At 59.4% G+C, this 23,486-nt stretch carries 26 protein-coding genes; 9 read left to right on the forward strand and 17 right to left on the reverse strand.

The features are described from left to right. Window positions 1-60 precede the first annotated feature (60 nt). The 6 genes from ACR0M9_RS12740 to ACR0M9_RS12765 form a co-directional block, all read right to left on the reverse strand. Complete coding sequence (locus tag ACR0M9_RS12740) at window positions 61-1,212, reverse strand: alpha-D-ribose 1-methylphosphonate 5-triphosphate diphosphatase (RefSeq protein ID WP_480773767.1); 1,152 nt, start codon at window positions 1,210-1,212, stop codon at window positions 61-63. After that, entirely contained in the window at window positions 1,209-1,982 is a 774-nt protein-coding gene (locus ACR0M9_RS12745; protein WP_480482253.1) for an alpha/beta fold hydrolase, read from the reverse strand. The genes ACR0M9_RS12740 and ACR0M9_RS12745 overlap by 4 nt, the downstream gene beginning before the upstream one ends. 29 nt (window positions 1,983-2,011) lie before the next feature. Continuing rightward, entirely contained in the window at window positions 2,012-2,863 is an 852-nt protein-coding gene (locus tag ACR0M9_RS12750; protein WP_480773768.1) for a DMT family transporter, read from the reverse strand. Between the two features lie 245 nt (window positions 2,864-3,108). Beyond that, window positions 3,109-4,746 carry a chaperonin GroEL gene (gene groL / locus ACR0M9_RS12755; RefSeq protein WP_267362982.1) on the reverse strand — a complete coding sequence of 546 codons (1,638 nt, stop codon included), beginning with the start codon at window positions 4,744-4,746 and terminating at the stop codon, window positions 3,109-3,111. 53 nt (window positions 4,747-4,799) lie between these two features. After that, complete coding sequence (gene groES, locus ACR0M9_RS12760) at window positions 4,800-5,087, reverse strand: co-chaperone GroES (protein WP_170536247.1); 288 nt, start codon at window positions 5,085-5,087, stop codon at window positions 4,800-4,802. 152 nt (window positions 5,088-5,239) lie between these two features. Next, the gene (locus ACR0M9_RS12765) at window positions 5,240-5,914 is read right to left on the reverse strand and encodes a DUF2161 domain-containing phosphodiesterase (RefSeq protein ID WP_480557812.1); all 675 of its coding nucleotides are present in this window, start codon (window positions 5,912-5,914) and stop codon (window positions 5,240-5,242) included. A gap of 110 nt (window positions 5,915-6,024) precedes the next feature. Here ACR0M9_RS12765 and ACR0M9_RS12770 point away from each other — a divergent pair, with 110 nt between their 5' ends. The 4 genes from ACR0M9_RS12770 to ACR0M9_RS12785 all read left to right on the forward strand — a co-directional run bounded on the left by ACR0M9_RS12770 (window position 6,025) and on the right by ACR0M9_RS12785 (window position 9,648). Continuing rightward, window positions 6,025-7,005: a TraB/GumN family protein gene (locus ACR0M9_RS12770; protein WP_480773769.1), complete on the forward strand. Its 981-nt coding sequence runs from the start codon at window positions 6,025-6,027 to the stop codon at window positions 7,003-7,005. 110 nt (window positions 7,006-7,115) lie between these two features. Beyond that, window positions 7,116-8,036, forward strand: coding sequence for a manganese-dependent inorganic pyrophosphatase (locus ACR0M9_RS12775; protein WP_480773770.1), 921 nt, complete (start codon window positions 7,116-7,118; stop codon window positions 8,034-8,036). 191 nt (window positions 8,037-8,227) lie between these two features. Further along, window positions 8,228-9,103 (forward strand): TIGR01459 family HAD-type hydrolase, encoded by an 876-nt coding sequence (locus tag ACR0M9_RS12780; protein WP_480773771.1) that lies wholly within the window; start codon window positions 8,228-8,230, stop codon window positions 9,101-9,103. A 101-nt stretch (window positions 9,104-9,204) separates the two neighbouring features. After that, the gene (locus tag ACR0M9_RS12785) at window positions 9,205-9,648 is read left to right on the forward strand and encodes a MaoC family dehydratase (RefSeq protein WP_267362989.1); all 444 of its coding nucleotides are present in this window, start codon (window positions 9,205-9,207) and stop codon (window positions 9,646-9,648) included. 76 nt (window positions 9,649-9,724) lie between these two features. On the opposite strand, the gene ACR0M9_RS12790 is transcribed toward ACR0M9_RS12785, so the two are convergent. Both ACR0M9_RS12790 and ACR0M9_RS12795 read right to left on the reverse strand, forming a co-directional pair. Further along, a complete protein-coding gene (locus tag ACR0M9_RS12790; protein ID WP_480475455.1) occupies window positions 9,725-10,714 on the reverse strand; it encodes a methylenetetrahydrofolate reductase in 990 nt (329 codons plus the stop codon). Next, entirely contained in the window at window positions 10,711-11,292 is a 582-nt protein-coding gene (locus ACR0M9_RS12795; RefSeq protein ID WP_209598048.1) for a methylenetetrahydrofolate reductase C-terminal domain-containing protein, read from the reverse strand. Before ACR0M9_RS12795 ends, ACR0M9_RS12790 begins: the two co-directional genes overlap by 4 nt. Before the next feature lie 261 nt (window positions 11,293-11,553). Here ACR0M9_RS12795 and ACR0M9_RS12800 point away from each other — a divergent pair, with 261 nt between their 5' ends. Genes ACR0M9_RS12800 through ACR0M9_RS12810 form a run of 3 tightly spaced genes read left to right on the forward strand, consistent with a single transcriptional unit; the run spans window position 11,554 to window position 13,990 of the window. Next, entirely contained in the window at window positions 11,554-12,486 is a 933-nt protein-coding gene (locus tag ACR0M9_RS12800; protein WP_480773772.1) for a bifunctional riboflavin kinase/FAD synthetase, read from the forward strand. Further along, entirely contained in the window at window positions 12,483-12,956 is a 474-nt protein-coding gene (locus ACR0M9_RS12805; RefSeq protein WP_209504795.1) for a YcgN family cysteine cluster protein, read from the forward strand. Before ACR0M9_RS12800 ends, ACR0M9_RS12805 begins: the two co-directional genes overlap by 4 nt. Further along, entirely contained in the window at window positions 12,956-13,990 is a 1,035-nt protein-coding gene (locus tag ACR0M9_RS12810) for a threonine aldolase family protein (RefSeq protein ID WP_480605204.1), read from the forward strand. The genes ACR0M9_RS12805 and ACR0M9_RS12810 overlap by 1 nt, the downstream gene beginning before the upstream one ends. Here the strand turns inward: ACR0M9_RS12810 and ACR0M9_RS12815 are convergent. Next, window positions 13,977-14,795 (reverse strand): alpha/beta fold hydrolase, encoded by an 819-nt coding sequence (locus ACR0M9_RS12815; protein ID WP_480773773.1) that lies wholly within the window; start codon window positions 14,793-14,795, stop codon window positions 13,977-13,979. The genes ACR0M9_RS12810 and ACR0M9_RS12815 overlap by 14 nt on opposite strands. A gap of 11 nt (window positions 14,796-14,806) precedes the next feature. After that, window positions 14,807-15,409, reverse strand: coding sequence for a DsbA family protein (locus ACR0M9_RS12820; protein WP_480773774.1), 603 nt, complete (start codon window positions 15,407-15,409; stop codon window positions 14,807-14,809). A gap of 107 nt (window positions 15,410-15,516) precedes the next feature. Between ACR0M9_RS12820 and ACR0M9_RS12825 the strand changes: the two genes are divergently transcribed. Beyond that, window positions 15,517-16,536 (forward strand): ribose-phosphate pyrophosphokinase, encoded by a 1,020-nt coding sequence (locus tag ACR0M9_RS12825; protein WP_209504798.1) that lies wholly within the window; start codon window positions 15,517-15,519, stop codon window positions 16,534-16,536. 105 nt (window positions 16,537-16,641) lie between these two features. Next, window positions 16,642-17,091, forward strand: coding sequence for a ribose 5-phosphate isomerase B (gene rpiB, locus ACR0M9_RS12830; RefSeq protein ID WP_480487551.1), 450 nt, complete (start codon window positions 16,642-16,644; stop codon window positions 17,089-17,091). Between the two features lie 28 nt (window positions 17,092-17,119). On the opposite strand, the gene ACR0M9_RS12835 is transcribed toward rpiB, so the two are convergent. The 7 genes from ACR0M9_RS12835 to ACR0M9_RS12865 form a co-directional block, all read right to left on the reverse strand. Next, window positions 17,120-17,470, reverse strand: a complete 351-nt coding sequence (locus ACR0M9_RS12835; protein WP_480482280.1) for an H-type lectin domain-containing protein — start codon at window positions 17,468-17,470, stop codon at window positions 17,120-17,122. 115 nt (window positions 17,471-17,585) lie between these two features. After that, entirely contained in the window at window positions 17,586-17,996 is a 411-nt protein-coding gene (locus ACR0M9_RS12840; protein ID WP_209504801.1) for a F0F1 ATP synthase subunit epsilon, read from the reverse strand. 12 nt (window positions 17,997-18,008) lie between these two features. After that, on the reverse strand, window positions 18,009-19,433 hold the full coding sequence (gene atpD, locus ACR0M9_RS12845; RefSeq protein ID WP_209504802.1) for a F0F1 ATP synthase subunit beta: 1,425 nt from the start codon (window positions 19,431-19,433) through the stop codon (window positions 18,009-18,011). 20 nt (window positions 19,434-19,453) lie between these two features. Beyond that, window positions 19,454-20,329, reverse strand: coding sequence for a F0F1 ATP synthase subunit gamma (locus ACR0M9_RS12850; protein WP_480487549.1), 876 nt, complete (start codon window positions 20,327-20,329; stop codon window positions 19,454-19,456). Window positions 20,330-20,341: 12 nt separating this feature from the next. Further along, a complete protein-coding gene (atpA, locus tag ACR0M9_RS12855; protein ID WP_209504804.1) occupies window positions 20,342-21,880 on the reverse strand; it encodes a F0F1 ATP synthase subunit alpha in 1,539 nt (512 codons plus the stop codon). After that, entirely contained in the window at window positions 21,881-22,441 is a 561-nt protein-coding gene (locus tag ACR0M9_RS12860) for a F0F1 ATP synthase subunit delta (RefSeq protein ID WP_209598051.1), read from the reverse strand. A gap of 302 nt (window positions 22,442-22,743) precedes the next feature. After that, window positions 22,744-23,478 (reverse strand): class I SAM-dependent methyltransferase, encoded by a 735-nt coding sequence (locus ACR0M9_RS12865; protein ID WP_480482285.1) that lies wholly within the window; start codon window positions 23,476-23,478, stop codon window positions 22,744-22,746. Between the last annotated feature and the right edge of the window lie 8 nt (window positions 23,479-23,486).

Genomic DNA, 23,486 nt, shown 5'->3' on the forward strand with positions numbered 1-23,486 from the left:
CGCGCTACGGCGCGATGCCTTCGGCGAGAGTATTTGGAAAAAGGTGAAGCTGGTCTGGTTTTACCCCACAAAGCGGGTTGCGATATCCCCAGACATATAGCTGACGCGCCCGCCCGCCAATGTCGCGGCGACCCGGTGAGTGCTTGCATCAAGGATTACCAGATCGGCGCGTTTGCCCGCGGCAAGCGTGCCCCGGTCCTGCAAGTCCAGCACCCGCGCGGGGCCGGATGAGATCAGCGCCCAGGCCCCTGCGAGATCCAGCAGCCCGGTTTTGATCAGCATCAGCGCCGCGCGGCGTGGACTGGGATAATGGTAATCCGAGGCCAGGGCATCACAGAGCCCCATGGCGATCAGCTCTACCGCGCTGGCGTTGCCCTTATGCGAGCCGCCGCGGACCACATTGGGTGAGCCGAGAATGACGTGATCCCCGGCAGCGCGCGCGGCCTCGGCGGCTTCAAGCGTTTCGGGAAACTCGGCAATGCGCACCCCTTGGCCGCGCCACCAGGCGCGCGCCTCGGCAGTTGCGTCATCGTGGCTGCCCAGACGCACGCCCATGTCCGCAAGGTCCGAACAGAGCGCTTCTAGCGCCGCCGGAACCTCAGCCTTGCGGGCGTGCATGTCGAGCAGCATCGCAAAATGCGCCTCTGGGTTGCGTCCGGCCTTCAATGCCTGCCCGGTCAGGCGCGGTGGTTTCTTGCCCTGTGCCAAACGATCATGCGGCAGGTGATCATTGAAGACCACGTATGGCACCTGCCAATCGGCGATGCGACGGGCCAGCTCGTCGTAATCCGCGAGCATATTGGTCTCGAACCGCAATTGCGGGATCAGATCGGTGACCGTGCTGCCCTTGACCGCTGCGATGGCCGCAAACACCTGCGCGGCAAAGTCCGGGCCGCGCACGCCGCCTTCCCAGCTGTAAAACTGCGCCAGAACGGCTGTGGTGATGCCGTTGGCCGCCAGTTCGGCCTCGGCCGACAGAATGCCCTCATTCATCTGCTTCATCGCGCCGCGACGTGGGGCGATATGGCGTTCGAACCCATCGCCGTGCAAGTCGACAATACCTGGCAGAACAAGAAACCCGGTCAGGTCAATCCGCCGCCCGGTTGCGTCTTTCTGAATGACCCCACCTGCAACGGAAAGCTCCGCGCGTGACAGCCCTTCATCCGGTAGCAGAACCTCGGCACCGGTCAATGTCAGTTCCAATGTGGTCATTCTGATGGCTCCGCCCCCGGTTCCGAGCAATTCTGCCCGATGCAGATCTCGTCTATTACGTCCATCACACCGTCCAGCCAAGTGATCTGGGGATCGAACCGACCAAATTCGATAAAGTGCAGAGCCTGTGCCATGACCTGCGGGTTGTTCATCATGAAAGTGTGGGTCACCGGCAAGACGAGATGATCGGCCATGCCTTCGACTTTGGTGGATTCGACCGACACCTTGCCATCGTCCGGGCCGTCGATCAGAGATGAAAACACGAGGTTCAGGGACTGATCACCTGCGATGACCCCCAGTTCGAAATCCACGGGCGGCAGGCGGCTGGGAATACTATCCGGGCCCGTACCCAGTTGCAGTCCGGCCGGGCCGTTCAGGTATCCGAACACCTCCCACGCGCTGAGTTCATCGACCAGCTGGCTACCCTGATTGGGCGGCCCCAGCATGACGACACGGCCCATGTTTTCAGGGCTGTGGTCCTGTAACCAGTATCGCAACAGGATGCCACCCATGGAATGCGCAACGACATTGACGGTGTCACTGCCGCAGGCTGCAAATGCTTGCGGGATGGTTTGTTCGGCCAGTTCGGGGATACCGATTTCGGTCGATGGGTAACCGGGGCGCACGACGGAATAGCCATTCGCTTTGAACAGTTGCTCCATCACGCTGAATGACGCCTCGGTCCGGGCCAGACCGTGCAGCAGGACAACGCATTTCGCGCTGGCCACGGCGGGAAAAAGGCAACAAAGCAGGGCGATCAGAATTCTCATACCCGCCAGATAAAGCCTGTGCGCCTGCGTTAAAAGCCCTTCCCACGTTGACGTCGCAGTACAGCCAGCGCGATACCGCCCAAAACAAGTGCCGCACCAACAAGCAGCCGCACACTCGCGCTTTCCCCCAACAGCACCACGCCGCCCACAATCGCGATCACCGGCACGCTGAGCTGGACGACTGCCGCCGTCGAAGGTGCCAGCCGGGGCAGAACGCGATACCACAAGGCGTATCCCAGACCCGAGGTCACGCCACCTGACAAGGCCGCAAGGAGATAGCCCAATCCGGTCATGTGCCACTCTGCCCCTGTGGCCATCAGGGCCAGCGCGGTCACCGGCAGCGCGACGATGAAATTTGCGGCCGTGCCCTGCAACGCATCGGGCTCGGACCGCCCGGCCAGTGAATAGGCTGCCCAGCCGACTCCGGCAGCAATCATCGAAACGGTTCCGGTTGGATCGACCTGCACTGTTCCTGTGGGCCACAGGACACAGGCCAGACCACCCAGTGCAATCGCTGCCCCGGCCAGCTGTCGCCGGGTGGGTTTGGCCCCGGCAAGGGCGGTGGCGGCGAACATGGTAATCTGCACAACGGCAAACAGGATAAGTGCGCCCAGCCCCGCATCCAACGTCAGATAGGCAATTGAAAAACCGATCATATACAGGGAAAGCGACCCGGCCCCGATGATCCGCCTGCGGTTGCGAAGGGGCAAATGTCCTCTACGCAGCAGGATCAGTGCGGCCAGAACCAACGCCCCCGCCAGAACCCGGATAATGGCAAACCCCGCAGGATCGCTGGACGCGCTGTCGATAGCCAGCCGGTTCAGAATGGAGTTCGCCGCAAAGGCGCACATGGTCAGGGCGGTCAGAAGGAACAGTCGCATTTCAACCACATACCGACTTGGCGGCGCGTTGGACACTCACAATTCGGGCACACGCGGCCCAGCCTTCATCTTTTCCAAAATACTCCCGCCGGAGGCATGGCCGCATTGCGGCCATCGGAAATGAAACGGGGCCGCCAAAAGGCGACCCCGTCCGTTAGCACTTTGCTTCCCCTCTCGACAGCCTGACCTTGCAGCCAAACGCCTGTCAGGGGTCGTCAGAATTCGCTTAGGCGAATTCGACGTGCTTACATCATGCCGCCCATGCCGCCCATGTCGGGCATGCCGCCAGCAGGTGCATCTTTTTGCGGTTTGTCTGCAACCATCGCTTCGGTGGTGACCAGCAGGCCGGCAACCGATGCCGCATCTTCCAGAGCGGTACGGACAACTTTGGCCGGGTCGATCACGCCGAACGAGAACATGTCGCCATATTCTTCGGTCTGAGCATTGAAGCCAAAGGCCGGATCCGAAGATTCGCGCACTTTGCCTGCAACAACCGCACCGTCAACGCCTGCGTTTTCGGCGATCTGGCGCAGCGGCGCTTCGATAGCCTTGCGCACGATGTTGATGCCTGCGTCCTGATCAGCGTTTGCGCCTTTCAGCGATTCCAGTGCTTTACCGGCCTGAACCAGAGCAACACCACCGCCTACAACGACGCCTTCCTGAACGGCTGCGCGTGTTGCGTTCAGAGCATCGTCCACACGGTCCTTACGCTCTTTCACTTCAACTTCGGTCATGCCGCCGACGCGGATAACGGCAACACCGCCTGCCAGTTTGGCAACGCGTTCCTGCAGCTTCTCACGGTCGTAATCCGACGAGGTTTCTTCGATCTGGGTGCGGATCTGAGCAACACGTGCTTCGATCTCGGCTTTCTCGCCAGCACCGTCGACGATGGTGGTTTCGTCTTTGCTGATCTCGATCTTCTTGGCGGTGCCCAGCATGTCCATGGTGACATTCTCAAGCTTCATGCCCAGATCTTCGCTGATCACCTGACCGCCGGTCAGGATTGCGATGTCCTGCAGCATGGCCTTACGGCGATCGCCGAAGCCCGGTGCCTTGACAGCAGCAATTTTCAGGCCGCCGCGCAGTTTGTTGACAACCAGAGTTGCCAGCGCTTCGCCTTCAACGTCTTCTGCAATGATCAGCAGCGGCTTTTGCGACTGGATCACCTGCTCGAGCAGAGGAACCATCGGCTGCAGCGAGGACAGTTTCTTTTCGTGCAGCAGGATCATGCAGTCGTCGAGTTCTGCGATCATCTTGTCTGCGTTGGTGACGAAGTAAGGCGACAGATAGCCGCGGTCGAACTGCATACCTTCGACAACATCGGTCTCGGTTTCCAGACCTTTGTTTTCTTCGACGGTGATGACGCCTTCGTTGCCAACCTTCTGCATCGCGTCCGCGATCTGCTGGCCAATTTCAGCTTCGCCGTTGGCCGAGATGGTGCCAACCTGAGCAACTTCTGCCGAGTCTTTGACTTCGCGCGAAGCAGCACGGATGCCTTCGACAACTTTGGCGGTTGCCAGGTCGATGCCGCGCTTCAGGTCCATCGGGTTCAGGCCCGCTGCAACCTGCTTCAGGCCTTCTTTTACGATGGCCTGCGCCAGAACGGTCGCGGTGGTGGTGCCGTCGCCGGCTTCGTCATTGGTGCGGCTGGCGACTTCTTTCACCATCTGCGCGCCCATGTTTTCGAACTTGTCTTCCAGTTCGATTTCCTTGGCAACCGAAACACCGTCTTTGGTGATGCGCGGTGCGCCGAAGGATTTGTCCAGAACCACGTTGCGGCCTTTGGGGCCCAGGGTCACTTTGACAGCATCCGCCAGAATGTTGACGCCTTTCAGCATCTTGTTGCGGGCATCGGTGTCGAACTTGACGTCCTTTGCAGCCATGTCGTTTCTCCTTGAGAAAATGTGTTTAGTGGAAGATCAGAGAAAGCGCGGGCTTACTCGATGATCCCCATGATGTCGCTTTCTTTCATCATCAGCAGCTCTTCGCCGTCGACCTGGACCTCGGTGCCCGACCATTTGCCGAACAGGATCTTGTCGCCAGCCTTGACCGCCATTGCGATCAGCTCGCCGCTGTCCTTGCGCGCGCCTTCGCCGGTTGCGACGACTTCGCCTTCGCTGGGCTTTTCTTTTGCGCTGTCAGGAATGATCAGTCCGCCTGCGGTTTTTTCATCGCTTTCGGTACGGCGAACCAGCACACGGTCATGAAGCGGTTTCAATGCCATCTTTGCAGCTCCTTGGGCTCAAAGTTTTGTTTATCCTCCCCTCGCCATTCGACGAGGCGTTAGCACTCGGTGTGTGTGAGTGATAACGACGCATAGCTAGGGAGTCTAAAACGCCGAGTCAACAAGGTGTTTGGGATTTTTTTGAGAACGGCCTAGTCGGCCTGTTCCCAGCTGTAGGCCCAGTGTTTTAAGCCGTCTGTTCCCTCAGAGGTAAGAGCGTAGACACCTTTTTCAACCTTCTCGAACCAGCCATAGTGATTTTCCCGCATCAACCGGGTGGCGACCGGAACACCCACCGATCTGGCGACCTCGGCCCCTTTGGCCGGGCCGTGTTCGGCCAGAAAGGCCGCGCATTTCAGCGCATCCTGGCGGTAGGCCGTCACGATCCCATGACGTGTCGCGCCCCCGGAATTGGGGTCGCCCTCCAGCCGGTCGAATTCGCGCAGCAGCCGCGCCGCCCTGGCCTTGTTCTTGCGCGGCGCATAGGGCCCCGGATCGCATTGCACCTCGACCGTGCCATCGGTACGTACGGTGATCAGACCCAGACCAAGCCTGCGGCACAGCGCCAGATTGTCCCTGAGCGCCCGCCGGGCCGTGCGCCCGGTGGGTTTGCTGACCCCGATATAGACCTGATCCGTGAGTTTCAGGCGGGCAATTGCCTGATGGAACAGGGACAGCGTGAACCTGAGCTTGAGCTCGACAATCACAGGCGGCTCGTCTTCGCGCATCGCGACGATATCGGCAGCGCCCACTTCTCCTTTGACGGTGTATCCCTGACGCTCCAAAAGCGCCTTGATCGGGGGATAGAGGTCCTGCTCGCGGTTCATGGGGCCTATGCTACGCAGATTGTTGAGGAATACCAGACGGGTTGCTTGAACATGGGTCGCAGGCATGGCTATGTCTGGAACACCTTGATGACACAACACCGGATGGGTTCATGCGCCTGCTGACATTTCTTGCTTTTCTACTGGCCCCGATCACGGCTGCGGCTGCGTGCGATGGGCAGGACCTGCGCCCGCAGCTGTCGGATGACGCGCGGGCCGAGTTGCAGCGCGCGGTGGCGGACATCCCCTTTCCGGAAGGCAACCACTGGATTGCGCGCAAGGATGACACGGTTCTGCACATCATTGGCACCCTGCACACGTATGACGAACGCATGGAAAAGGTGGTTGAACGCCTGTCTCCGGACCTGAGCAAGGCTGACGCGTTCTATTTCGAAGTCACCCAGACTGACATGGACGCATTCGAAAAAAACCTGGCCAATAATCTCAACGCTGTAATGATCACATCCGGGCCGACCCTGATCGACCTGATGGGAGATGAAGACTGGGCCGCATTCTCGACCGCGTTGAACCAGCGCGGCATTCCCGGCTGGATGGCGGCCAAAATGCGACCGTGGTTCTTGAGCATGATGCTGAGCATCCCGCCCTGCATGATGGAAGATCCGAACGGGACCTACGGCATGGACGCCCGCCTGAATGATCTGGCCGCAGAAAACGGCATTCCGCAACACTCGCTGGAACGTATCGACGACCTGATCGCCATGTTCGACAGCCACCCGTTGGAACAGCAGGTCGAGTCACTGGTGCGCCTGTCCGGGGCGATGATGGGAAGCAACGATCAACTGGCCACCATGGCCAATGGATATCTGGAAGAAAAGCACGCCGAGATCATACAATTTGCCCGCCTGCAGGGGTTCGAGGAATCCGGGCTGAGCCGGGACGTCTTCGATGAGGAATGGAACGGGTTCGAGCAGCAGATGCTGGTCCAGCGGAATGCCCTGTGGATGGAGCATATTCTGGCCATCACGGATCAGACGGCAGTGATCGCGGTCGGCGCAGGTCATCTGAGTGACGATCACGGTTTGCTGAACCAGCTGTGGCAGGCCGGATACACGCTGACACGCGCCGCTTTCTAAGCCGGTTCAGCGGTTTTCAGACCAAGCGTCGCAGACGGGCTGCTGTGGCGTGACAAGGACGTTTGTCCGCCCTATAAGGCGCGCAAATTTCCATTCCGCAGGACGCTGACATGACAACGCTCGTATTTGGCCACAAATCCCCCGACACCGATTCCACAGGCTCGCCGATCCTGTGGTCGTGGTACCTTAACGAAATCAAAGGTGTGCAGGCCGAGCCCGTGCTGTTGGGCGAACCCAACACCGAAGCGGCATTCATGCTGGACAACTGGGACCTGCCCAAACCGCGCATCCTGGACGATCTGGCCGCGGGCACTCCGGTGGTCATCGTCGACACCAACAACCCCGCCGAACTGCCCGCCAATGTAAATGACGCGGACATTCGCGCCGTCATCGACCACCACAAGCTGGTCGGTGGTCTGGAAACCAAAGGCCCGATCGACATCACCGTACGCCCGCTGGCCTGCACGGCCACCATCATGGTCGACCTGATGGGCGACGATGCGGCCAAGATGCCCGACGCCATCAAGGGCGCGGCACTAACCTGCATCCTGTCGGACACACTGGAATTCCGCTCGCCCACCACAACGCCCCATGACCGCGAGGTCGCTGAGCGGCTGGCGGCCGAGCTGGAGCTGGATATCTCTGCTTACGCGGCAGACATGTTTGCGGCGAAATCGGATGTCTCGTCCTTCTCGGATGCCGAACTGATCCGCATGGACAGTAAGGAATACGAGGTCGATGGCACCAAATTCCGCGTCTCGGTTCTGGAAACCACTGCGCCGGGCGTCATTCTGGACCGCAAGGCAAGCCTGGCGGGTTCGATGGTGGATGTCGCCAAGGAAGACGGTGTCGATCAGGTGCTGCTGTTCGTCGTCGATATCCTGAACGAAGAAGCCACTCTGCTGGTGCCCAACGATCTGGTCAAAACCGTTGCCGAGAAAAGCTTTGGCGCATCCGTCGATGGCGACGCCGTGGTTCTGCCGGGCATCATGAGCCGTAAAAAGCAGATCATTCCGAACCTGAAGGTCTGAAGAAACACGCGGGGTCTGTCGTTCTGAGTGAAACTGGCCCCGCATTATTGGTCCTGAGTCTGCGCCTTCGGCATTGCGCTTGGGCAGACCTGTACCCGACAGATGAAATACAGGGTGGCCACCTATCGATTGGTGGCCAATCCCTTGCCAATCGGTCATAAGGCTCGTGCAGTTTCAGCTTGAGGCCACATATGACCCAGATCGTTCGCGCGCTGTCCGAAATCTCTGCCCGCTACAAAGCGTTGTTTGTCGATCTGTGGGGGTGCGTTCACAACGGAATCACGGCTTATCCCGAAGCTGTCGCAGCCCTTCAAGCCTATCGCGCGGACGGGGGGCTTGTCGTGCTGGTCACGAACTCGCCCAAACCCCGTGCGGGTGTGGCCGAGCAACTGGTGCAGTTCAATGTTCCCGCAGATGCCTATGACACCATCGCCACCAGCGGCGATTCCGCGCGGTCGGCGATGTTCCGCGGCGCTGTCGGGCACAAGGTTTACTTCATGGGGGAATGGCAGCGCGATGCGGGCTTTTTCGAGCCCCTAAAACTGCTGCACCACCCGATCCATATCGAACGTGTCCCGCTGAGAGAGGCCGAGGGGATCGTCTGCTGTGGCCCTTTTGATCCGATGGCTGACCCGGACGTGAACCGCCCCGATTTCCTCTATGCCAAGCAGATGGGCATGAAGCTGCTATGCGCAAACCCCGATATTGTTGTCGATCGCGGCGAGGTACGAGAATGGTGTGCAGGCGCTTTGGCCAAGCTCTATACCGAGATGGGCGGCGAGAGCCTGTATTTCGGCAAACCGCACCCGCCGATCTACGATCTGGCGCGCCGCAGGTTGCAGGAACTGGGCCATGATATCCCGGACAGCGACATTCTGGTGATCGGCGACGGCCCCCATACGGACATTCTGGGGGGCATGGGTGAAGGCATTGATTCCCTGTTCATTTCGGGCGGGCTGGCGGCGGCCGAGACAAAAACGTCGCACCATCCGGATCACGAATCCCTAACAGCTTATATCGAAAGGGAAAAGATCAACCCGACCTACACAATCGGTCGATTGAGATAGCAAGAAAAGACTTGATTTTCTGCAACTGCGAAGTAATAAAGTTGCCAACCTAGGCCGGATAGTGGTTTTTTCTTTCTCGGTCGATTTCGAGTGAGGGCAACATGTTGGACAATCTTCCACGCGGAACGATCTGTATCGAAGACATCGAAATGGGCATGTCCCGCCACCTGCGCAAAGTGGTGACGGACGAAGATATCGAGATGTTTGCGCAGATCTCGACAGACCGGAATCCGGTGCATCTGGATGATGATTATGCCCGCGATACAATCTTCGAAGGGCGCATCGCGCACGGGATGCTGACAGCTGGGCTGATTTCGGCCGTGATTGGCGAACAACTGCCGGGCCATGGCACGGTCTATATGGGGCAGTCACTGAAGTTCCTGGCCCCCGTGCGCCCCGGTGACATGGTTTACGCCGAGGTCAAAGTTATCGACATCGACTTTTCCAAGCGTCGCGTCAAACTGGATTGCCATTGCTCGGTCGAGGGCAAGAAGGTTCTGATCGGTGAAGCCATGGTACTGGCCCCGTCGCGCAAGTTCGACTGATCGGCGAACACATCCAAGCAAAAGGCGCCCGACCGGCGCCTTTTTTTGTTTGGACACTGTTTTTTGCCTGTGCCTTTCAGGACGGGCGGGCGCGTTTTCGCCCTTTCAACGCACCGGATTCCAGAATGATCTCTGACACCACGTGTTCGCGCCTGTAAGCCATCACATGAACGCCGGACACCCCCGCGATATCGCGGATCTGCTGGATCAGTTCGATACAGATCTTCTTGCCCTCGTCAGCTGGCTTTTCGGCTTTCTCCATCCGCTCGATGACCTGATCGGGGATGTGAATGCCGGGAACATTGCTGCGCATCCAGCGTGCCGCACGCGCTGACGCGATGGGGCCAACACCCGCGATGATGAACACTTTCTTGTCCAGTCCCGCATCCCGCACCCGCGCCATGAATTTCTCGAACAGCGGAATGTCGTAGATGTAATTGGTCTGAATATACTCGGCCCCGGCCTCAACCTTCTTTGCCAGACGGTCAGGTCGCCAGTCATAAGGCGGTATGCAGGGGTTTTCGGCAGCACCAAGGAACAGTTGCGGCGGGCGCGTGATCTTACGACCAGACAGGAACATTCCCTGATCGCGCATCGTGCGGATCGTCCGCAGCAGGGTCAGGGAATCGAAATCGAAAACCGGTTTTGCCCCTGGCTGATCCCCGACGCCGACGCCGTCGCCGGTCAGGCACAGCACGTTACTGACGCCCAACGCCGCAGCCCCCAGAACATCGCCCTGAATGGCAATCCGGTTCCGGTCGCGGCAGGAAATCTGATAGACCGGAGAATAACCCGCGCGCGTCAGCAAGGCACAAATCCCAATTGACGACATATGGCAGTTCGCGCCCGAAGCATCGGTTGCATTGATCGCGTCAGCCACTTCGCCAAGCGGTTGGGCCGCCTGAAAAACATCCTCGGGGTCGGCACTGTCGGGTGGGTTCAACTCGGCTGTGACTGCGAAACGGCCTGAACGGAGTACCTTTTCCAACCGGCTGTGCGACACATATCCTTGGGGAACCGGAACATAGCCAATCGGCTCCACCTCGTTGCGATGGGTATCACTCATTTCTTCAGTTCCCGGTTGATCGCGTTGGGTGGTTCGGCGGCCAGTGGTGCCGCAGAGGGTTCATTCTCGCGCGCTTCGGGGAATGCCTCGGCCAGCGCCAATCGGGCAGCATCCCGGGTCTCGCGCTCGTGCGCTGCAATCTCGCGGCTGACCCGCAACCAGGATGACGAGCCTTTCAACGTGTGCTCCACCGGCGGAAGAACTTCTTTTATCTTGTCGGCTCCGTCCCGCATACGGCTGGCTCCGTTCCAGGCCAGGGCCCAGACGCATTTCATATCCGGCTTCACCTCACAAAACTCGCCGGGACGTACGCCGCCACATGGGCCATTGCGCAATTGCTTTGGGCAGTTCATCGGGCAGGACATTCCGGTGGATGACAACACGCATTGCCCGCACATCTTGCAATCGAACAACAGGGTTTTGACGCCCTTCTCGACCAGTGCAATGGGGCGTTCGACGCGGTTATATCCGATCTTTGCAAATAGCGGGTCCATCGCGACCATGCCGCGTTCGACACATTTATAGATCCACTCGAAAGTGCGGGCATGACGAATCGCGAACAGTCGCATTCGGTACATGGGTCTGCCTCCTGTGCTGGGTTCGTTCGAACCTGGCCGGGCTTTGATCCGGTGCGCCTAAATCCAGGGGACCGGATTTTCAGTCTAAACCCAGAGTTTTTTTTGAATCAAGCGGTTGGAGGCGCCTGACCTGAAATACTTGGATTGGCCTCGTGCATTTTCCCGGCCAAGCGAAATGTTCAAAGCTCATTCGCAGGATCGCATTCTTGGAATTCAAACTGCCGCTTGAACAAATTGACTCGCGCCGCTACGCAATCGTCTATGCACATCATCCGGGATATCCAGTTCGTCCAGCCAGAAGATCGCGGCGCCAGCGCGGCAATCGGGAATTTCGACGGCGTTCATTTGGGGCACCAGTCGGTCATCGAACTGGCCCGTAATGCTGCGCCAGACGCGCCGCTGGGTGTGTTGACCTTCGAGCCGCATCCGCGGGAGTATTTTGCGCCGGACACGCCTCCGTTCCGCCTGATGCGGGGCAATGCGCGGGCGCACCGGCTGGAAAAGCTGGGCGTAGAGAAGCTGTATGAACTGCCGTTCAACGCCGCGCTGGCAGGGCTATCGCCGGAAGAGTTTGCACGCAACGTGATCTGCGACGGGCTGGGCCTGTCGCATGTCGTGGTGGGGGCCGATTTCTGCTTTGGCAAGGGCCGCAGCGGCACGGCGCAGGATCTGGTGCGGTTCGGGCGGGACATGGGGTTCGGCGTGACGATTGCGCCTTTGATGGAACGGTCGGAAAACGTTGTGTCCTCAACCGCCATTCGCACCGCGCTGAGCGACGGCCGACCGCGGGACGCAGCCGCGATGCTGGGACACTGGCACCGGATCGAAGGCGAAGTGATCGGGGGCGAACAGCGCGGGCGCGAGTTGGGCTTTCCCACCGCGAATATGTCCATCGAAGGGCTGCACCCGCCAAAGTTCGGTGTCTACGCCGTATTGGTGGACGTGTTGGATGGGCCGCATAAAGGCAGCTATCACGGCGCGGCCTCGATCGGGGTACGTCCGATGTTTAACGGCCAGGTGCCCAATATCGAAACCTTCCTGTTCGACTTTTCGGGCGATCTGTACGGGGCGACGCTGTCGGTGGGTCTGATCGACTTTCTGCGCCCCGAGATGACATTTGACGGGCTGGAGAGTCTGATCACGCAGATGGATGCCGACTGCAAACAGGCCCGCGGTATATTGACCACCCTATGAGTGTTGATCCGATTGAACGCACGGGCCTGCCTGCCCGGTTTTGGGAGCGCAAACCCCTGCGCCAAATGAACCAGCGCGAGTGGGAGGCGTTATGTGATGGCTGCGGCAAATGCTGCCTGAACAAGCTGGAAGATGAAGACACGGGCGAGGTTGCCCTGACCTGCGTCGCGTGCCGCCTGTTGGATGACGAAAGCTGCCGCTGCGTACAATACGACATCCGGCATCAATTCGTGCCCGAATGCATCGTCATGACCCCCGACAATATCGACGAACATGCCTATTGGTTGCCACAAACCTGCGCGTATCGGTTGCTGTGGGAAGGCAAACCGCTTTACGACTGGCACCCGTTGATATCTGGTACAGCGGACAGTGTGCATGCCGCCGGGGTCTCGGTTCAGGGGCGCACAGTGTCCGAGTTTGAGACACCCATGGAAGAGTGGGAAGATTACATAATCGAGGAGCCAAGCTGATGCATTTCGCGTCTGACAATTCCGGGCCGGTTCATCCGCAGGTCATGGCCAGGCTGGCCGAGGTCAATCAGGGCTATCAGATGGCCTATGGTGCGGATACGCTGATGAACGAGGTGCGCGACCGTATCCGCAGCATCTTCGAGGCTCCGGGTGCTGCGGTCTATCTGGTGGCGACGGGGACAGCCGCGAATTCTCTGGCCCTTGCAACATTGTCAAAGCCTTGGGAAACGGTTTTCTGTTCCCCAGTCGCGCATATCCACGAGGACGAATGCAACGCGCCGGAGTTTTACAGCGGCGCCAAGCTGACCCTGGTACCGGGCGGAGACAAGATGACCCCTGAGGCTTTGCGCGGGTCAATTCTGGGCGAGGAAACACGCGGCGTACATGGGCCGCAGCGCGGACCTGTGTCGATCACACAAGTGACCGAGCGCGGATCGGTCTATTCGCTGGCAGAGTTGCAGGCCCTGTGCGAGGTCGCCAAGACGTACGGCCTGCCCGTGCATCTGGACGGCGCGCGCTTTACCAACGCGTTGGTTGCGCTGAACTGTTCCCCTGCGGATATGACATGGAAAGCAGGTGTAGATGCTGTCAGTTTTGGTGGCACCAAGAACGGTCTCATGGGTGTCGAGGCGGTTGTGTTCTTTGATGAAAGCAAAGCCTGGGAGTTTGAGCTGCGGCGCAAGCGCGGGGCGCATCTGTTTTCCAAACACCGCTATCTGTCCGCTCAGATGGCGGCCTATCTGGAAGACGACCTGTGGCTGAAGATGGCGCGTCAGGCCAATGACAACTGCGCCCGCTTGGCCGAGGGGTTGCGCGCCAAGGGGGCCGCATTTCTGCACGAACCGCAGGCCAATATGATCTTTGCCTCATTCCCACGCGCGAAGCACAAGCAACTGCACAAGGCAGGCGCGGTTTATCACCTTTGGGGTGCAGAGCTGGAAGGCGAGGATAACAACGAAAACCTCGCGTGCAGGCTGGTTTGCGACTGGTCCATCGGAGCGGCGGAGATCGATCAGTTTCTCAATCTGCTTTGACGCCTAACGGGGCGTTGGCCTGCCAGAACGCCCGCAGCAAAGCGCCGGTTTCATCAGGGTGTGAAATCGGCAGCATGTGCCCTGCGCCGCTGATGCTTTCATGGCGCGCATCAGGCAGACGCCGTTGCAGCCCGGCGCAAATCGCGTGGATCACCGGCGGCGTCTCTGACCCGCTCAGCAGCAGGGTCGGCATCGATGCACGCCGGAGCCTATCCGGGTCAAGCAAACCTGCCTGATCATCGTAGAGCACAGGCTGCACAGCCGGAACCGCATCGATCCCGCGCACCATATTTGCCCGCGTGCGTTCGGGCAAATCAGGCCATTTGGGGCTGATCTTTGTGCTCCACGCCCTGTTGAACAGGCGCGCGGCCAAAACCTTGTCACCAGATGCGAAGGCCGCGTTGACCGGCTCGGAGTCCCGTTCGTGCTGTTCGAACAACAGCGGCGCATCCTGTTTTGCAACTGCAAAGAACACGGGTTCGATCAGGATCAGGCTGCGCACACGGTCGGGATGTTCGATCGCCAGCCTAAGCGCGATCATCGCCCCAAAGGAATGCCCGATTACATCCATGGGTTCGGTCAATTCAGCCAGGGCCGGTTTGGTCACAGCGTCAAAGAAATCAACCTGCCCGTCCCAATCCGGGCTGCGCCCATGCGACAGCATATCCGGGGCAATAAATGACGCACAACCATCCAGCACAATGGCCAAACCGGACCAGGCACCGGAATGTGCAATCGTGCAATGGAGGGCGAGCAGTTTCCGCTCCCCCTCGCCCAAGTGCCTGACGAAAACGGATCGCGTCACGGCGCCGACCGTCACTCGGTCATCTCGGCCAGATGCCGGTCCAGATCGTCCAGCCTGTCCTGACCCCAGAACCGCTGGTCGTCGGGCGTGATGTAGAACGGTGCGCCGAAGACACCCCGGTCCACGGCTTCCTCGAGGTTGGCGGCGTAGGTTTCTGCGCCCACCAGCAAGCCGCTGTCTGCCAGACCGGGATCAAACCCGGCTTGCGTCAGACATTCGCGGATGACATCGTCCTGTGCGATATCCTTTTCCTCGGCCCAGCAGGCGCGAAGGAAGCTATGACACAGCTTACCCACATCGCCCGAGCCGTCCTTGATCGCGGCAATAACCGCATAAGATGACGGGGCCATGTTGGTCGGCCAGTGCGCGGGTTTCAGATTGAACTCCATCCCCAGATTCTTCGATTGGCGCAGCAGCTCCTGTGCGCGGTACTCGATACGAGAGATATGCCGGTCTTTCGGAGGGGTCCCCCCGGTGCGCGCGAACAGGGCGATAATGTCCAGCGGCTTATAGTTGATCGTCGCGCCGTGTTTCGCCGCGATTTCTTCCAACCGCATCCCTGCCAGATAGGAATAGGGCGAGAGTGTCGCAAAAAAGTAGTCAATCTGGGTCATGTGCACTTTCTCCGCTGCGTTACCTTTGCGGGACGGTAAGGCCATGCTAAGCGGTGTCAACATCACGATTCTGTCACATTGCCATTGCTGCCCGGGGACCTCAGCCGATGCCGACACTTCACGAACCCAAGCTTATCGCTGGGAACGCCAACCTTCCGCTTGCCCAAGCCATCGCACGCCGCATGAGCCTGTACCGAGGCGTTGATCAGGGTCTGGTCGATGCGCGTGTCGAACGGTTCAACGACGGTGAGATTTTCGTGGAAGTGTTCGAAAATGTGCGCGGCGAGGATATGTTCATTATCCAACCGACCTCGAACCCGGCCAATGACAACCTGATGGAACTGCTGATCATCGCCGATGCGCTGCGCCGGTCGTCCGCGCAGCGGATCACCGCCGTGATCCCGTATTTCGGGTACGCCCGTCAGGACCGTCGCACCAAGGCCCGCACGCCCATCAGCGCCAAGCTGGTGGCCAACATGCTGACAGGGGCCGGGATCGAACGGATCCTGACAATGGACCTGCACGCGGCCCAGATTCAGGGCTTTTTCGATATGCCCGTGGACAACCTTTATGCCTCGCCGATCTTTGCGCTGGATGTGAAGCATCAGTTCAAGGGAAATCTAGATGAAATCATGGTGGTCTCACCCGACGTGGGCGGCGTGGCCCGCGCACGCGAACTGGCCAAGCGGATCAACGCCCCTCTGTCGATCGTGGACAAGCGCCGCGAGAAAGCGGGCGAAGTCGCCGAGATGACCGTGATCGGGGATGTGAAGGACAAGATCTGTCTGATCGTCGACGACATGTGCGACACCGCCGGAACGCTGTGCAAGGCGGCGCAGGTGCTGCTGGATAACGGTGCGAAAGAGGTTCATTCCTACATCACGCATGGCGTCATGAGCGGCCCTGCGGTGGAACGGGTGACAAATTCGGTGATGAAGTCGCTGGTGCTGACCGACACCATCCAGCCGACCAAAGAGATTTTGGGCGCCAAGAACATCCGCATTGTTCCGACCGCGCCTATCTTTACGCAGGCGATCCTGAACATCTGGAACGGAACCAGCGTGTCATCCCTGTTCGAAGACAAGACGCTGACACCGATCTACGAATCCATGTACCAGATGGATTGAGTTTGGACGGGGCGACAGGATGTGTCGTCCCTTTCTTTTTGAACCATCGATTGCGCACAAGCCTGACCCATGTGCGCGATCAGCGACACAAGTGGACCGATCTCCATGACTGGCAACAAACGCATTGTTCTTTCCAGCGACCACGCGGCAATCGAGCTGCGTCAGGCTGTGGCCAACCACATCGCGCAGCAAGGCTGGGACGTGGTCGATATCGGCCCGACGACCCCTGAAAGCACCCATTACCCCAAACACGGCAAGGCCGCGGCACTGGCCGTGGCTTCGGGGGATTGCGGATTGGGCATTATCCTCTGCGGCACGGGTCAGGGCATCATGATGGCCGCAAACAAGGTGCCCGGCATTCGCTGCGGTGTCTGTTCGGATGCGTTTTCTGCGCGGATGATCCGCCAGCACAACAATGCCAACATGCTGTCGATTGGCGCGCGCGTTGTCGGCGAAGGTCAGGCGCTGGATATTGTGGATGCGTTTCTGGGGGCCGAATTCGAAGGTGGCCGCCACGCCACACGGGTCGACATGATCGAAGCGCAGGACGACTGAGCCCCGCGCCTGTCCTGCAAGCCCCGGATCAGGAAATGTTCCAGTCGTCGGGGTGTGCTACCTCTCCAAACGCGGTCCAACTGATCCGGATCCGGGCAATCCGCGTGTCGGACCATGTCCGAAACACCGCTTCGAACCCTTCCGAGGTGATATTTTCTGCCTGAACCTCGGCGCGCAGGGCTGATGATGTGTCGACATCCCAAAGGGAAATCCCGATCTGAACCATGGGCGGGCTAAGAAACGTGCCCTTGAATTGGATGGGTTTCCGGCGTTCGCGGGGGCCTTCGCCAGTCCACATGTCCCCGCCTTCGGCAAATTCCGAAAACAGAACACTTTCACCCTGATCGATGCCAATGGGATGGGTCAGAAATTTTTTCATGTTTTCATCATTATACTTGAATTTCCGCAACTTACCCCGGCTTTCTGGCAAAAGCACGACAAAAAAAACGGCCCCGCAATCGCGAGGCCGTTCCAATTTTCCACTGTTAAGCCAATTACAGGCTCATATGTGTCCCAAGAGCTTCCATATCGGCCAGCAGCTTGGCGGCTTCGTCGACGATCGACATGTCGTCGCCGCCCTTTGCCGCTTCGTGCGAGGCGCGTGCCTCGGCAATCAGCTCGTCCATATGCGAACGGGTGATTTCCGAAACCGGAACCGCCTTTTCGGCCAAAACCGACAGGCTGTCGCCGTTGATCTGGGCAAACCCGCCGGTGACCAGGTATTCGCTGGACCCTTCGGGTGCCTCAACCTTCAGCAGACCGGGGCGCAGCGTTGTGATGGTGGGGGCATGATCGGGCATCGCCGTCATGTCCCCGTCCGCGCCGGGAATCTGGACCGCGGTGACCTCGAGTGAAGCAAGGCTCCGCTCGGGGCTGACGAGGTCGAAATGCATCGTGTTTGCCATCAGGGATACTCCTTAGGCGGCTGCTGCTGCCATTTTCTCGGCTTTGGCGATCACTTCGTCGATGCCGCCAACCATCAGGAAGGCTGCTTCGGGCAGGTGATCGTATTCGCCAGCCACAACGGCCTTGAACGACGAGATTGTGACATCCAGAGGAACCTGAACACCCGGCGAGCCGGTGAAGACCTCGGCCACGTCGAACGGCTGCGACAGGAAGCGTTCGATCTTACGGGCACGGGCCACGGTCAGCTTGTCCTCTTCCGACAGTTCGTCCATGCCGAGGATGGCGATGATGTCCTGCAGTGACTTGTAGCGCTGGAGGATCTGCTGAACGTCGGTCGCAACCTTGTAGTGCTCTTCGCCGACGATGGCCGGGTCGAGCAGGCGCGAGGTCGAGTCGAGCGGGTCAACCGCCGGGTAGATACCCTTTTCCGAGATCGCACGGTTAAGAACGGTGGTCGCATCCAAGTGAGCAAACGAGGTTGCCGGCGCGGGGTCGGTCAAGTCGTCCGCAGGCACGTAGATCGCCTGCACCGAAGTGATCGATCCGGCCTTTGTCGAGGTGATGCGTTCCTGCAGGGCACCCATGTCTGTGGCCAGTGTCGGCTGGTAGCCCACAGCGGACGGGATACGACCCAGCAGAGCCGACACCTCGGAACCCGCCTGTGTAAAGCGGAAGATGTTGTCGACGAAGAACAGAACGTCGGTACCGGACTGGTCGCGGAACTGCTCGGCCAGAGTCAGACCGGTCAGAGCAACACGCGCACGCGCACCCGGAGGCTCGTTCATCTGACCGTAAACCAGGGCCACCTGGCTTTCCGACAGGTTGTCCGGCTTGATCACGTTCGATTCGATCATCTCGTGATACAGGTCGTTGCCTTCACGGGTCCGTTCACCAACACCCGCAAACACCGAGAAGCCCGAGTGCACTTTTGCGATGTTGTTGATCAGTTCCATGATCAGAACGGTTTTACCAACGCCGGCGCCGCCGAACAGGCCGATCTTACCGCCTTTGGCGTAAGGGGCCAGCAGGTCAACCACCTTGATGCCGGTGACCAGAACTTCGGACTCGGTCGACTGTTCGGCAAAGGTCGGTGCGGGCTGGTGGATCGCGCGCGCTTCGGTTGCCTCAACCGGGCCTTTTTCGTCGATCGGCTCGCCGACCACGTTCAGGATGCGGCCCAGGGTGGCGTTGCCAACCGGAACCGAGATCGGTGCACCGGTGTCGGTGACCACTTCACCACGGACCAGACCTTCGGTCGCGTCCATCGCGATGGTGCGGACAGTGTTTTCACCCAGGTGCTGAGCAACTTCCAACACCAGGCGCTTGCCGTTGTTGGTGGTTTCCAGCGCGTTCAGAATTTCAGGCAGCTGATCTTCGAAGTGCACGTCGACGACGGCCCCGATGATCTGTGTGACTTTGCCTTTTGCATTCGCCATGTTTCGTCTCCGGTTTGTCTCTACAGCGCCTCGGCGCCGGAAATAATTTCAATCAGCTCGTTGGTGATCACGGCCTGACGCGAGCGGTTGAACTGGATCGTCAGCTTGTCGATCATCTCACCCGCGTTGCGTGTCGCGTTGTCCATTGCGGACATCCGCGCGCCCTGTTCAGACGCTCCGTTTTCGAGCAGAGCCGAGAAGATCGCGGTCGCAACCCCCTTGGGCAGCAGGTCGGCCAGAATGGCCTCTTCGCTGGGCTCGTAGTCGAAAATGGCACCGCTGTCGTCACCTTCCGATTCCTCGAACGAGGCGGGGATGACTTGCTGTGCCGTTGGGATCTGGGTCACAACGTTGACGAACTTCGAGTAGAAGATCGTGGCAACGTCGAACTCGCCCCCGTCGAAGCGGGACAGGATGTCCTTTGCGATGTCCTGCGCGTTGGAATAACCCAGACGCTTGACCTCGCTCAGGTCCACATGCCCAACGAACAGATCGCCAAAATCACGCTTGAGCGCGTCGCGGCCTTTCTTGCCGACGGTCAGAATCTTGACCGTCTTGCCCTTGCCGCGCAGCTCTTCCGCCTTCTGGCGGGCCAGCTTGGCGATGTTCGAGTTGAAGCCGCCACACAGGCCGCGTTCAGCTGTCAACACAACCAGCAGATGGACATCATCACTGCCCGAACCACGGAGCAGCTTGGGGGCGCTGTCGCTGCCCCCGACCGACGCCGCCAGCCCGGCCATCACGGCATTGAACCGCTCGGCATAAGGGCGCGAGGCTTCGGCAGATTCCTGGGCGCGGCGCAGTTTTGCGGCCGCGACCATCTGCATGGCCTTGGTGATCTTGCGGGTCGATTTGACCGACTCGATCCTGTTTTTAAGGTCCTTCAGACTAGGCATCGGAACCTCCTATCAAGCGAAGGTCGCGGCGTATTCGTCGATCGCTGCTTTGAGTTTGTCGGACGCGTCGCCTTTGATCTTCGGATCTTCGTCGGTGATCCACTTCAGCAGGTCAGCGTGCTTGCCGCGCAGATGCGCCAGCAGGCCAGCCTCGTAGCGGCCAACGTCTGAGACATCGATCTTGTCGAGGTAACCGTTGGTGCCCGCGAAGATGACGCAGACGATTTCCGCGTTGGTCAGCGGCGAGTACTGCGGCTGCTTCATCAGCTCGGTCAGGCGCGCACCGCGGTTCAGCAGCTGCTGGGTTGCGGCGTCGAGGTCGGACCCAAACTGTGCAAAGGCCGCCATTTCGCGATACTGAGCCAGTTCCAGCTTGACCGGACCGGCAACCGATTTCATCGCGTCGGTCTGAGCCGACGAGCCCACACGCGAAACCGACAGACCGGTGTTCACAGCAGGACGGATGCCCTGATAGAACAGTTCGGTTTCCAGGAAGATCTGACCGTCGGTGATCGAGATCACGTTGGTCGGAATAAAGGCCGAAACGTCACCACCCTGGGTTTCGATAACCGGCAGAGCGGTCAGCGAGCCTGCGCCGAAGTCTTCGTTCAGCTTCGCCGAACGCTCCAGCAGGCGGGAGTGGAGGTAGAAAACGTCACCCGGATAGGCTTCGCGGCCCGGCGGGCGGCGCAGCAGCAGCGACATCTGACGGTAGGACACGGCCTGTTTCGACAGGTCATCATAGATGATCAGCGCGTGGCGGCCATTGTCACGGAAGTATTCCGCCATCGCGGTTGCGGCATAGGGTGCCAGGAACTGCATCGGTGCCGGGTCGGACGCGGTTGCGGCGACAACGATCGAATACTCAATCGCACCGGATTCTTCCAGTTTCTTCACCAACTGGGCAACGGTCGAACGTTTCTGACCGATCGCAACGTAAACGCAGTACAGTTTCTTCGACTCGTCGTCGCCTGCTGCTTCGTTATAGACCTTCTGGTTCAGGATGGTGTCCAGAGCCACAGCGGTTTTACCGGTCTGGCGGTCACCAATGATCAACTCGCGCTGGCCGCGGCCAATCGGGATCATCGCGTCAACCGATTTCAGGCCGGTTGCCATCGGTTCGTGCACCGATTTACGCGGGATAATGCCGGGCGCTTTGACATCTGCAACGCCGCGCTTGGTGGCATTGATCGGACCTTTGCCATCCAGCGGGTTGCCCAGACCGTCAACAACACGGCCCAGCAGTTCATCACCGATCGGAACGTCCACGATCGAGTTGGTGCGCTTGACGGTGTCACCTTCTTTGATGTCACGGTCGGAACCGAAGATAACGACACCGACGTTGTCGCTTTCCAGGTTCAGCGCCATACCCATGATGCCGCCGGGGAATTCGACCATCTCACCGGCTTGAACGTTGTCCAGGCCATATACACGGGCAATCCCGTCACCGACGCTCAGCACGCGACCGATCTCGGCCACTTCGGCTTCCTGACCAAAATTCTTGATCTGGTCCTTCAGGATTGCAGAAATCTCTGCAGCTTGGATTCCCATTTATCCGACCTCTTTCATTGCATTCTGTAGGGAGTTCAGCTTCGAACGGATCGAACTGTCGATCATCTTCGAGCCCACTTTGACGACAAGACCGCCGATGAGGCTTTCATCCACGGTCGCATTGATAGTTACGGTCTTGCCCACACGCTCGGACAGCGTCTTGGACAGTTTTTCCAGTTGTGTCTTGGTCAGCGCCTTGGCCGAGGCGACATCGGCGGTCACTTCGCCACGCTCATCTGCCAGCATGTCACGCAGCACCTGCACCAGTTGCGGCACAACAAACAGGCGGCGTTTCTGCGCCATCAGAGCCAGCGTGTTGCGCAGGATGGCGTTCAGCCCCATCTTGTCAGCAACAGCGGCAATTGCTCCTTCCTGCTCGGCCCGCGAAATCAAAGGCGATGCGATCAGGTCACGCAGGTCGGCACTGTCGCCCAGTGCTGCTGCCAGATCGTTGATGCCGGATTCCAGACCCGCAAGGTCATTATTCTCTTTTGCGATCTCGAAGATCGCGGTGGCATAGCGCTCGGCGATGCCTGTGGAAATCGAAGCTGGTTCGGACACGTCCACCCTTCCGATATTTGAGGCCCCGATTTTGGGTAGCGGCCGCTACCTTGGGGCGTGAGGAAACCCCGGCCAGACGGTCGGGGATCAAAATCACCGGGGATGTAGCAGAGGTGAACCAACCAAGCAATACGCTATAGCGGTAACAGATTTATCCACAAAATGTTAATTTTCATGCACTTACACCAAGTGCGACCGTTTGGACCCGTCAACCCGGTTGAAAAATGTTACGAATATGCAGGTTTTTGCGATTCCTGTGACTTTTTTCTCGCGAATTTGTCACTTTGGGATGCACGCGGTTGTCATGCAGGCTTTAGCAAACCGTCAAGCGCCTTGATCGGCTTCCTTATGGCATCTTTGGTGACATTGCCCCGAGGCGGGTGGATGTTCTTTGTGACCTCAACCATCAGCACCCCGCCCGCCATGACAGTTGGAATGCGCTGTCCGGTTTTTTCGATCAGACTGCCCGATTTCAACCAGAACCGCCGGAAGGACGGCGGCATGTAAAGAGCCGAGCAATGCGCCTCGGGCAGGAAGTAATGTGATCTGAGCTGATTTTCCAGCTGAGTGGCGGAATAGGGACGACCAAAGCCAAATGGCGTTTTGTCCGTACGTGACCATAGACCCGCCCGGTTCGGAACAATGAACACGGCCCTGCCGCCGGGGCCCAGAACACGCCAGCATTCCTCGAGCAGCTGGTTTGGCCGCTCGGACGTTTCCAGCCCGTGCATCACCACAAGCTTGTCGACGTGACCGGTTTCAATGGGCCACCGGGTCTCCTCCGTCAGGACCGAGACATTGGGCATCCCCGCAGGCCAGGGCATCACACCCTGCGGGCCGGGCATCAGCCCGATGACCCGGCGCGCACCGGCCAGATAAGGGCGCAATAGCGGCACGGCAAAGCCAAAACCGGCAACGGTCTGACCTTTGGCTTCGGGCCAGAGCTCGGTCAGCCGCCCGCGAATAGCTGCCTGTGCCGCGCGCCCAAGGGTGCTGCGGTAGTAGAAGTTCCTCAGATCCTGCACATCAAGATGCATTGCGGACA

Source organism: Ruegeria sp. CH2 (genome assembly GCF_056537065.1).

Bases quoted from the DNA above. Each gene is read 5' to 3' on its own strand.
- ACR0M9_RS12805 (WP_209504795.1), top strand. From the start codon at position 12,483: ATGAGTGTTGATCCGATTGAACGCACGGGCCTGCCTGCCCGGTTTTGG.
- ACR0M9_RS12800 (WP_480773772.1), top strand. From the start codon at position 11,554: ATGCACATCATCCGGGATATCCAGTTCGTCCAGCCAGAAGATCGCGGC.
- groES (WP_170536247.1), bottom strand. From the start codon at position 5,087: ATGGCATTGAAACCGCTTCATGACCGTGTGCTGGTTCGCCGTACCGAA.
- ACR0M9_RS12790 (WP_480475455.1), bottom strand. From the start codon at position 10,714: ATGAGTGATACCCATCGCAACGAGGTGGAGCCGATTGGCTATGTTCCG.
- ACR0M9_RS12820 (WP_480773774.1), bottom strand. From the start codon at position 15,409: ATGACCCAGATTGACTACTTTTTTGCGACACTCTCGCCCTATTCCTAT.
- ACR0M9_RS12865 (WP_480482285.1), bottom strand. From the start codon at position 23,478: ATGCATCTTGATGTGCAGGATCTGAGGAACTTCTACTACCGCAGCACC.
- ACR0M9_RS12785 (WP_267362989.1), top strand. From the start codon at position 9,205: ATGTTGGACAATCTTCCACGCGGAACGATCTGTATCGAAGACATCGAA.
- ACR0M9_RS12835 (WP_480482280.1), bottom strand. From the start codon at position 17,470: ATGAAAAAATTTCTGACCCATCCCATTGGCATCGATCAGGGTGAAAGT.
- ACR0M9_RS12765 (WP_480557812.1), bottom strand. From the start codon at position 5,914: ATGAACCGCGAGCAGGACCTCTATCCCCCGATCAAGGCGCTTTTGGAG.
- ACR0M9_RS12740 (WP_480773767.1), bottom strand. From the start codon at position 1,212: ATGACCACATTGGAACTGACATTGACCGGTGCCGAGGTTCTGCTACCG.
- ACR0M9_RS12825 (WP_209504798.1), top strand. From the start codon at position 15,517: ATGCCGACACTTCACGAACCCAAGCTTATCGCTGGGAACGCCAACCTT.
- atpD (WP_209504802.1), bottom strand. From the start codon at position 19,433: ATGGCGAATGCAAAAGGCAAAGTCACACAGATCATCGGGGCCGTCGTC.
- ACR0M9_RS12775 (WP_480773770.1), top strand. From the start codon at position 7,116: ATGACAACGCTCGTATTTGGCCACAAATCCCCCGACACCGATTCCACA.
- ACR0M9_RS12780 (WP_480773771.1), top strand. From the start codon at position 8,228: ATGACCCAGATCGTTCGCGCGCTGTCCGAAATCTCTGCCCGCTACAAA.
- ACR0M9_RS12850 (WP_480487549.1), bottom strand. From the start codon at position 20,329: ATGCCTAGTCTGAAGGACCTTAAAAACAGGATCGAGTCGGTCAAATCG.
- rpiB (WP_480487551.1), top strand. From the start codon at position 16,642: ATGACTGGCAACAAACGCATTGTTCTTTCCAGCGACCACGCGGCAATC.
- groL (WP_267362982.1), bottom strand. From the start codon at position 4,746: ATGGCTGCAAAGGACGTCAAGTTCGACACCGATGCCCGCAACAAGATG.
- atpA (WP_209504804.1), bottom strand. From the start codon at position 21,880: ATGGGAATCCAAGCTGCAGAGATTTCTGCAATCCTGAAGGACCAGATC.
- ACR0M9_RS12840 (WP_209504801.1), bottom strand. From the start codon at position 17,996: ATGGCAAACACGATGCATTTCGACCTCGTCAGCCCCGAGCGGAGCCTT.
- ACR0M9_RS12770 (WP_480773769.1), top strand. From the start codon at position 6,025: ATGCGCCTGCTGACATTTCTTGCTTTTCTACTGGCCCCGATCACGGCT.
- ACR0M9_RS12810 (WP_480605204.1), top strand. From the start codon at position 12,956: ATGCATTTCGCGTCTGACAATTCCGGGCCGGTTCATCCGCAGGTCATG.
- ACR0M9_RS12795 (WP_209598048.1), bottom strand. From the start codon at position 11,292: ATGTACCGAATGCGACTGTTCGCGATTCGTCATGCCCGCACTTTCGAG.
- ACR0M9_RS12750 (WP_480773768.1), bottom strand. From the start codon at position 2,863: ATGCGACTGTTCCTTCTGACCGCCCTGACCATGTGCGCCTTTGCGGCG.
- ACR0M9_RS12745 (WP_480482253.1), bottom strand. From the start codon at position 1,982: ATGAGAATTCTGATCGCCCTGCTTTGTTGCCTTTTTCCCGCCGTGGCC.